Raw genomic sequence first — 6,690 nt, forward strand, 5'->3', positions numbered from 1 at the left:
TTTTTATTTGGCGCTGAGCGATATATTTTTTCGTATCGATCTTGAATATTAATTCATTGGATCGCTATCGTTAATCCTTCTACCATTCCTTTATCGAAATTGGAGGAATGCATGTCAGACAAGAAGAAGGACATCAAGCTGCGCTCTGCCGAATGGTTCGGCACGCAGGACAAAAACGGCTTCATGTACCGGAGCTGGATGAAGAACCAGGGCATTCCCGATCACGAATTCCAGGGCAAGCCGATTATCGGCATCTGCAATACCTGGTCTGAACTCACTCCCTGCAACGCCCACTTCCGCAAACTGGCGGAGCACGTCAAGCGCGGCATTCTGGAAGCCGGCGGCTTCCCCGTTGAATTCCCGGTGTTCTCGAACGGCGAATCGAATCTGCGCCCGACCGCCATGCTGACCCGTAATCTGGCCAGCATGGACGTGGAAGAGTCCATCCGCGGCAATCCAATGGATGCCGTGGTCCTGCTGGTTGGCTGCGACAAGACCACCCCGGCGCTGCTGATGGGCGCTGCATCCTGCGACATCCCGGCCATCGTCGTCACCGGCGGCCCTATGCTGAACGGTAAGCTGAATGGCAAGAGCATTGGCTCCGGTACCGCCGTGTGGCAGCTGCACGAACAAGTCAAGGCCGGCGAAATCTCGATGCACGACTTCCTGGCCGCCGAAGCGGGCCACTCGCGCTCCGCTGGCACCTGCAACACCATGGGCACCGCATCGACCATGGCCTGCATGGCCGAATCGCTGGGTACCTCGTTGCCGCACAACGCCGCGATTCCTGCCGTGGATGCGCGCCGCTACGTGCTGGCGCACATGTCCGGCATGCGTATCGTCGAGATGGTGTGGGAAGACCTGCGCCTGTCCAAGATCCTGACCAAGGAAGCGTTCGAAAACGCGATCCGCACCAACGCTGCCATCGGCGGTTCCACCAACGCCGTGATCCACCTGAAAGCCATCGCGGGCCGCATGGGCGTGGAACTGGAGCTGGAAGACTGGACCCGCATCGGCCGCGGCACGCCGACCCTGGTGGATCTGCTGCCATCCGGCCGCTTCCTGATGGAAGAGTTCTATTACGCCGGYGGCCTGCCGGGCGTGCTGCGCCGCCTCGGCGAAAACGGGCTGCTGCCGCACAAGGACGCACTGACCGTGAACGGCAAGTCGATCTGGCAGAACGTGCAGGACGCGCCGATCTATGATGAAGAAGTGATCCGTCCGATCGAYAAACCGCTGATCGAAGATGGCGGCATCTGCATCCTGCGCGGCAACCTGGCGCCGCGCGGCGCGGTGCTGAAGCCGTCCGCTGCCTCGCCGCACCTGATGCAGCATCGCGGCAAGGCAGTGGTGTTCGAGGACTTCGACGACTACAAGAAGCGCATCATCGATCCGGACCTGGACGTGGATGAGAACTCGATTCTCGTGATGAAGAACTGCGGCCCGAAAGGTTATCCGGGCATGGCGGAAGTGGGCAATATGGGTCTGCCGCCAAAGCTGCTGGCCAAGGGCATCAAGGACATGGTCCGTATTTCGGATGCGCGCATGAGTGGTACGGCTTATGGCACCGTGGTGCTGCACGTGGCGCCTGAAGCGATGGCCGGTGGCCCGTTGGGCGTGGTGCAGGAAGGCGACTACATCTCGCTCGACTGCGCGGGCGGCAAGCTGAATCTGGAGATTTCGGATGAGGAGCTGAAGGCACGCCTGGAGGCGCGTGCGGCCAAGCCGAGCGACCGTCCGCAATCCGGCTACGCGCAGCTGTATGTCGATCACGTGCTGCAGGCAGACGAAGGCTGCGACTTCGACTTCCTCGTCGGCACCCGCGGCGCCGCTGTGCCAAAGCATTCGCATTAAAACCAGAGGCGCAAACCTGGTGGCTGCCACGCCGTGGCAGCCACCTGTTTTAAGCCTTGGGTTGTAAATCAGGAGACTTATATGTTGCTCGTTCAATTCAAAAACGCCGCCGGTGAGCGTGCGGTGGGCCTGCTGGAGCAGGGGGCCATCCGCGTCATCGACGGCTACCAAACCACCTACGCGCTGGCGCAAGCCGCCATCCGCCAGCAGAAATCGCTGGCTGCCCTGGCCGACGCCAGCGCCGGCAGCACCACGGTGGACCCGGCCGCTGTCACCTGGCTGGCGCCGCTGGACCACGAAGACCAGGCCCACTGCTACGTCACAGGCACCGGCCTGACCCACCTCGGCAGCGCCGATGCGCGCGATGCCATGCACAAGAAAATCGGCGGCGACGTCGAAGCCCTGAGCGATTCCATGAAGATGTTCCGCCTCGGCGTGGAAGGCGGCAAACCAGCCGCCGGTACCGCAGGCGCTCAGCCGGAATGGTTCTACAAAGGCGACGGCTCGATCGTGGCCGCCAGCGGCACGCCGCTGCAAATGCCGGACTTCGCCCTGGACGGCGGCGAAGAGCCTGAAATCGCAGGCCTGTACATCATCGGCGACGACGGCCAGCCATACCGTGTCGGCTACGCGATCGGCAATGAATTCTCCGACCACGTGACCGAGCGCCAGAATTACCTCTACCTGGCGCACTCCAAGCTGCGCGCCTGCGGCGTTGGCCCGGCCCTGCTGGTGGGCGAACTGCCGGCGCATATCGACGGCGTGTCCCGCGTGATCGGCAAGGACGGCAAGGTACGCTGGGAAAAGGCTTTTGTAAGCGGCGAGCAGAATATGAGCCATACCATCGCCAACCTGGAACATCACCACTTCAAATACGCTTTATTCAAGCGTCCTGGTGACGTGCATATTCACTTTTTCGGTACAGCTACGTTAAGCTTCGCAGACGGCATCAGCGTGCAGCCCGGCGAGACCTTCGAAGTTGAAGCGCCTGCCTTCGGTCCCGCGCTGCGCAATCCGCTGGCCGTGGTTGAAACCTCTTATGCGAAAGTGAAAGCACTATGACGATTACCGGAGAAGCACTCATCGGCGGCGTGGCCGTCAAAGGCGAAGGTAGCAGCATCAAAGCCTTCGATCCTACCAAGCGTGATCATATCGAACCGGCTTTCAACGCCGTCAGCGAAGCGCAGATCGACCAGGCATGCCGCCTGGCCGGTGAGGCCTTCGACACCTTCCGTGCTACCTCGGACACCGACCGCGCCAAGTTCCTGGAAACCGTGGGCGAAGAAATCATGGCCATCGGCGATGAGCTGATCGAGCGCGCCATGGCGGAAAGCGGCCTGCCGCGCGCCCGCCTGGAGGGCGAGCGTGGCCGCACCGTCAACCAGCTGAAACTGTTCGCTGATCTGCTGCGTGAAGGTTCCTGGCGCGATGCGCGCCTGGATTCGCCGCTGCCGGAGCGTACCCCGCCGCGTCCCGACCTGCGCATGCGCATGATCGGCGTCGGCCCTGTGGCCGTTTTCGCTGCATCCAACTTCCCGCTGGCCTTCTCGGTGGCTGGCGGTGACACCGCTTCCGCCTTTGCTGCGGGCTGCCCGGTCGTGCTGAAGGCGCACTCCGCCCACCCCGGCACTTCCGAACTGGTTGGCCGTGCCGTCGCGAAAGCCGTTGCGCGCTGCGGCCTGCCGAAGGGCACCTTCGCACTGCTGACTGGCACCGGCCGCCATATCGGCACCACGCTGGTGGCGCATCCTTCCATCCAGGCGGTGGGCTTTACCGGCTCCCGCGCAGGCGGTACCGCACTGATGGCTGTTGCCGCCGCACGTCCGCAGCCGATCCCGGTCTATGCCGAGATGAGCTCCATCAACCCAGTGGTCCTGCTGCCGAAGGCGCTGGCTGCGCGTGGCGAAACCATCGCCCAGCAGTTCGCAGCTTCGCTGACCATGGGCGTTGGCCAGTTCTGCACCAATCCGGGCATGGTAGTCGGCCTGGCTGGTCCTGAGCTGGACAAGTTTGCCGTCGATGCTGCCGCAGCGCTGGGCAACACCGGTCCAGCCGTCATGCTGACCCCAGGCATCGCCGGTGCGTATCAGGAAGGCGTGGCCAAGCTGGCCGCACAGGAATGCGTGAAGACCGTGACCCTGGCCAATCAGGAAGAAGGCAAGGGTGCTCCGGCGCTGTTCCAGTCCGGCGCATCGGACTTCCTGAAAACCCATGCGCTGCAGGACGAAGTATTTGGTCCCGCATCCCTGATCGTGGCCTGCAAGTCGCTGGACGAAGTGAAGCAAGTGATCGAAAACCTGGAAGGCCAGCTGACTGCAACCCTGCAACTGGACGAAGGAGATTTCGACGCTGCCCGCGCGCTGCTGCCTGTGCTGGAACGCAAAGTGGGCCGCATCCTGGCCAACGGCTTCCCGACCGGCGTGGAAGTATCCACCGCCATGGTGCACGGTGGTCMATTCCCATCGACCGCGGATGGCCGCAGCACCTCGGTTGGCACGGGCGCGATCAGCCGCTTCCTGCGTCCGGTGTGCTACCAGAACATCCCGCAGGCGCTGTTGCCTGATTCCCTGCGCGATGGTAATCCGCTGGGCATCTGGCGCCGCCGCGACGGTGCGCTGACCAAAGAGTAAACAAGAAAAAAACTGTTCGGAGACAAGCATGACTGATTTGGCCAAGTTTGGCAGCCTGCGAGGCAAGCGGGTATTTGTGACGGGTGGCGGCAGCGGTATCGGTGAATCGATCGTTACCGCTTTCGCGGAGCAGGGCGCACAGGTGGCGTTTGTGGACATCGTCCGCGACGCCAGCGAAGCGCTGGTGGAGAAGATCAAGGCTGCCGGCCATACGGCGCCCGTGTTTCGCCACTGCGACATCACGGATATTCCGGCGCTGCAGCAGACCATTGCCGACTTGGCCGCATCGCTTGGCGATTTCGATGTGCTGGTCAATAACGCAGCAAACGACCAGCGCCACAATGCCGAGGAAGTCACGCTTGAATACTGGGACAACCGTATTGCCATCAACCAGCGCCCGATGTTCTTCACCTGCCAGTCTGTTATCCCGGGCATGAAGAAGAAGGGCACTGGTTCCATCATCAACATCAGCTCCATTTCCTTCCATGCCAAGGGCGCGGGCTATCCGGTGTATGCGACGACCAAGTCCGCCGTGATCGGCCTTACGCGCTCGCTGGCACGCGACCTCGGTGGCTTCGGCATCCGCGTCAACACGGTCACGCCAGGCTGGGTCATGACCCAGCGTCAGCTCGATCTGTGGGTCGACGAGGCAGCCAAGGCGGAAATCGCCCGCACCCAGTGCCTGCCGGGCGCGCTGATGCCCAGCCACATTGCATCCAWGGTTYTCTTCCTCGCAGCCGACGATAGCGCCATGTGCACCGCACAGGAATTCATCGTCGACGCCGGTTGGGTCTAAGCGCCGATGCGCGCCTGTTGGAGCGTTGCCGCGGCGCTGACGCTGTACGCGGCCATTCCTGCGACCTACGCAGCCACTTCAACGCCGGCAGCGGCAGCTGCTGCTGCGCCCCTGGCGAGCCCGGACGGGCATCTGTCCGTGGCCCTCGCCGTGTCGGCCGACGGCAGTGCCACTTACGCCATCCGCCGCGATGGTGCAGCGGTGCTGCTGCCATCCGCGCTCGGCATGGCGCTGGAGGGCGCCGACTTGTCGCACGCCCTCACGCTGGCAAGCGAATCGCCTGTGCGCGCGGTGCACGACAGCTACGAGCTGGCCACGGGCAAGCGTAGCCACATCACATATTCTGCCAACGAGCAGACCTATACGCTGCGCAATCCGCAACAGCAAGCGATCGACGTAACGTTCCGCGTGTCGAACGACGGCGTGGCTTTCCGCTACACCGTGCGCGGCGCGCAGTTGAAGTTCGTCTCCGAAGCGACCAGCTTTGCGTTCGCGCCGAGCACGCGCGCCTGGCTGCAGCCGATGGCGATCGCCAAGAGCGGCTTCGCGCGCACCAATCCGTCTTACGAAGAATTCTGGCAGAAGGACATCCCGGTCGGCACGCCGTCACCGATGGCCGGCTGGATTTTCCCGGCCCTGTTCCGCACCGGCGATACCTGGGTAGCGCTAACTGAAGCGGGCATGGACGGCAGCTTCCACGCCTCGCGCCTCGCCACACAAAGCGAAGGCGGCGTTTATCGCATTACCGGTCCGGCGCCGGAAGAAGTGACGCCGAACGGCGCCTTGCTGGCGCATGCGGAAGGCGAACTGGTATCGCCATGGCGCGTGCTCGCCATCGGCAACCTGGCCACACTGGTCGATTCCACCCTGGGTACGGACCTCGCGGCACCGGCCGCGCGTCCGATGGCTAGCTGGATCAGGCCGGGCCACGCCAGCTGGAGCTGGGCAATCCTGAAAGACGACTTCACCACTTATGACGTGCAGAAGCAGTTCATCGACTACGCGGCGAATATGCACTGGGACTACACCCTGATCGATTCGGGCTGGGACCAGAAAATCGGCTACGAGAAAATTGGCGAGCTGGCTGCCTACGCGAAGAAGAAGGGCGTTGGTGTCCTGGTCTGGTACAACTCCGCCGGTCCCTGGAACGACACGGGCATGACGCCCATGAACAAGCTGCTGACGCACCAGGATCGCGTGGCGGAGTTCAAAAAGCTGCATGAGCTGGGTGTCAAGGGCGTCAAAGTGGACTTCTTCGGCGGCGATGGCCAGTCGATGATCGCTTACTACGTCGACATCCTGAAAGACGCCTACGACGCCCAGTTGCTGGTGAACTTCCACGGCGCCACGCTGCCGCGCGGCTGGTCCCGCACCTGGCCGAATCTGATGACGATGGAAGCCATTCGCGGC

5 protein-coding genes are annotated in these 6,690 nt (G+C 62.9%); all 5 read left to right on the forward strand.

Annotated features, from left to right (window positions below):
• The first annotated feature begins 111 nt into the window (after positions 1-111).
• Positions 112-1,854 (forward strand): IlvD/Edd family dehydratase, encoded by a 1,743-nt coding sequence (locus tag AB4Z11_RS18915; protein ID WP_442026874.1) that lies wholly within the window; start codon positions 112-114, stop codon positions 1,852-1,854.
• An 81-nt stretch (positions 1,855-1,935) separates the two neighbouring features.
• On the forward strand, positions 1,936-2,916 hold the full coding sequence (gene araD1, locus AB4Z11_RS18920; protein WP_442026875.1) for an AraD1 family protein: 981 nt from the start codon (positions 1,936-1,938) through the stop codon (positions 2,914-2,916).
• The gene (locus AB4Z11_RS18925; RefSeq protein ID WP_442026877.1) at positions 2,913-4,484 is read left to right on the forward strand and encodes an aldehyde dehydrogenase (NADP(+)); all 1,572 of its coding nucleotides are present in this window, start codon (positions 2,913-2,915) and stop codon (positions 4,482-4,484) included. Before araD1 ends, AB4Z11_RS18925 begins: the two co-directional genes overlap by 4 nt.
• A gap of 28 nt (positions 4,485-4,512) precedes the next feature.
• Positions 4,513-5,280 carry an SDR family NAD(P)-dependent oxidoreductase gene (locus AB4Z11_RS18930; RefSeq protein WP_442026878.1) on the forward strand — a complete coding sequence of 256 codons (768 nt, stop codon included), beginning with the start codon at positions 4,513-4,515 and terminating at the stop codon, positions 5,278-5,280.
• A 6-nt stretch (positions 5,281-5,286) separates the two neighbouring features.
• A partial coding sequence (locus tag AB4Z11_RS18935) for a glycoside hydrolase family 97 N-terminal domain-containing protein (RefSeq protein ID WP_442026879.1) occupies positions 5,287-6,690 on the forward strand: 1,404 nt, incomplete at its 3' end.

The sequence above is a fragment of the Pseudoduganella sp. RAF53_2 genome (genome assembly GCF_052113985.1).
In the GTDB taxonomy this organism is placed as follows: domain Bacteria; phylum Pseudomonadota; class Gammaproteobacteria; order Burkholderiales; family Burkholderiaceae_D; genus Rugamonas.